This is a genomic window from Streptomyces sp. NPDC059256, assembly GCF_042753785.1.
In the GTDB taxonomy this organism is placed as follows: domain Bacteria; phylum Actinomycetota; class Actinomycetes; order Streptomycetales; family Streptomycetaceae; genus Streptomyces.
The window spans coordinates 1-1787 of the sequence record NZ_JBHYZO010000055.1 but is presented as its reverse complement, the minus strand read 5'-3'; the positions used below and the strand labels follow the sequence as shown (position 1 = coordinate 1787).

1 protein-coding gene is annotated in these 1787 nt (G+C 67.5%); it reads left to right on the top strand.

What is annotated here, in order from left to right; all coding sequences use genetic code 11:
- Positions 1-102: 102 nt before the first annotated feature.
- Positions 103-1787, top strand: a 1685-nt coding sequence (locus ACFXJL_RS34770; protein WP_384699486.1) for a condensation domain-containing protein, incomplete at its 3' end; no start/stop codon positions are given.

Sequence of the window (1787 nt, the reverse complement as noted above, 5' to 3'; positions counted from 1 at the left end):
CTCCCCACCACCATCAACGGCAAAATCGACCACACCCAACTCCCCCCACCAACCCACACCAACACACCCACCACCCGCCCCCCACACACCACAGGGGAATGGGTGGTAGCACGTGCCTTCACCGAGGTGTTGGGCCTGGAGTCCGTGGGCGCGGAGGACGACTTCTTCGTCTTGGGCGGGCATTCCCTGCTCGCCACCCGAGTGGTCGCCCGGGTCCGCGCGACCGGCGCCGAGTGCTCGGTGCGCGATGTGTTCGAAGCCCGGACGGTGGCGGCCCTGGCAGCCCGGCTCGCCGAGCGGTCCGCCGTCCAACGCCCCGCACTCACCGCCGCCACCCGCCCCGACCCACTCCCCCTGTCCTTTGCACAGCAGCGACTGTGGTTCCTGGATCAGATGGAAGGCCCGGGCGACACCTACAACCTTCCCCTGGCCATGAGGTTGCGCGGCCCCCTCGATGTGAGTGCGCTGGAGAGTGCCGTCGGGGACGTCATCGCCCGACACGAAACCCTGCGTACCGTCATCCGTCAACACGAGGGCGAGCCCCACCAGCACGTCCTGAGCCCGGACGAGGTCTCCGTACCGTTCAACGCCGTTGATGTACCGGCCGCCTGGCTCACGGAGACCGTGGAACTCGCCGCGACCGAACTCTTCTCGCTGGCGGAGGACCTGCCGCTGAGGGTCTCCCTGCTGAAGGTGTCCGAAGACGACCATGTACTGATGGTGCTGATGCACCACATCGCGACCGACGAGTGGTCGATGGGCCCCCTCCTGACCGACCTCAACACCGCCTACACCGCCCGCACCAACGGCCACACACCCAACTTCACCCCACTCCCCGTCCAATACGCCGACTACACCCTCTGGCAAGCCCAACTCCTCGGCGACCCCCACGACCCCACCTCACTCACCCACCAGCAAACCAACCACTGGCGCACCACCCTCGCCCACCTCCCCGAAGAAATCCCCCTCCCCACCGACCGCCCCCGACCCCCCACACCCAGCCATCAGGGGGACACCGTGGAGGTCTCGCTGCCGGTCGACCTGGTGGCCCGGATGGATGAGTTGGTCCAGGAGAGCGGCGCGACCATGTTCATGGTGGTGCACGCGGCGGTCGCGGCCCTGCTGCACCGACTCGGCGCGGGCGACGACATCCCCCTCGGCAGCCCGGTAGCCGGCCGCGGCGACGAAGCACTCGACGGACTCATCGGCTTCTTCGTCAATACGGTGGTCCTGCGCACCGACCTCACCGGCACCCCGACCTTCACCGAACTCCTCGAACGGACCAAGGAGAGCGACCTCTTCGCCCTGGACAACACCGATCTGCCGTTCGACAGTGTGGTCGAGGCGCTGAACCCGGAGCGTTCACTCACCCGGCACCCCCTCTTCCAGACCATGGTGGCGTACGAGGGTGGTGGCCCGGATCTGACCAGGCTGTTCGGGACCGAAGCCACCGAACTCCCCCTTCGCTCGGGGGCGGCCAAGTTCGATCTCGACATCCTGTTCCGTCGGGTGCGGACGGACAGCGGTGCGGATGCGATGACGTGCGGGGTGCGGTTCGCCATGGATCTGTTCGACCGGTCGACGGTGGAGGGGTTGGCGGACCGGCTGCTGCGGCTACTGGGCCAAGCGGTCGCCGACCCCGGCCAGAAGATCGCCGACTTCGAACTGATCAGCACAGCCGAACAAGCACTGCTGGCCGAGTGGAACACCACCGAACACCCCATCCCACCCGGAACCGTGCTGGACGTCCTCGCCGACCAGATCACCGCCACCCCCAACGAAACCGC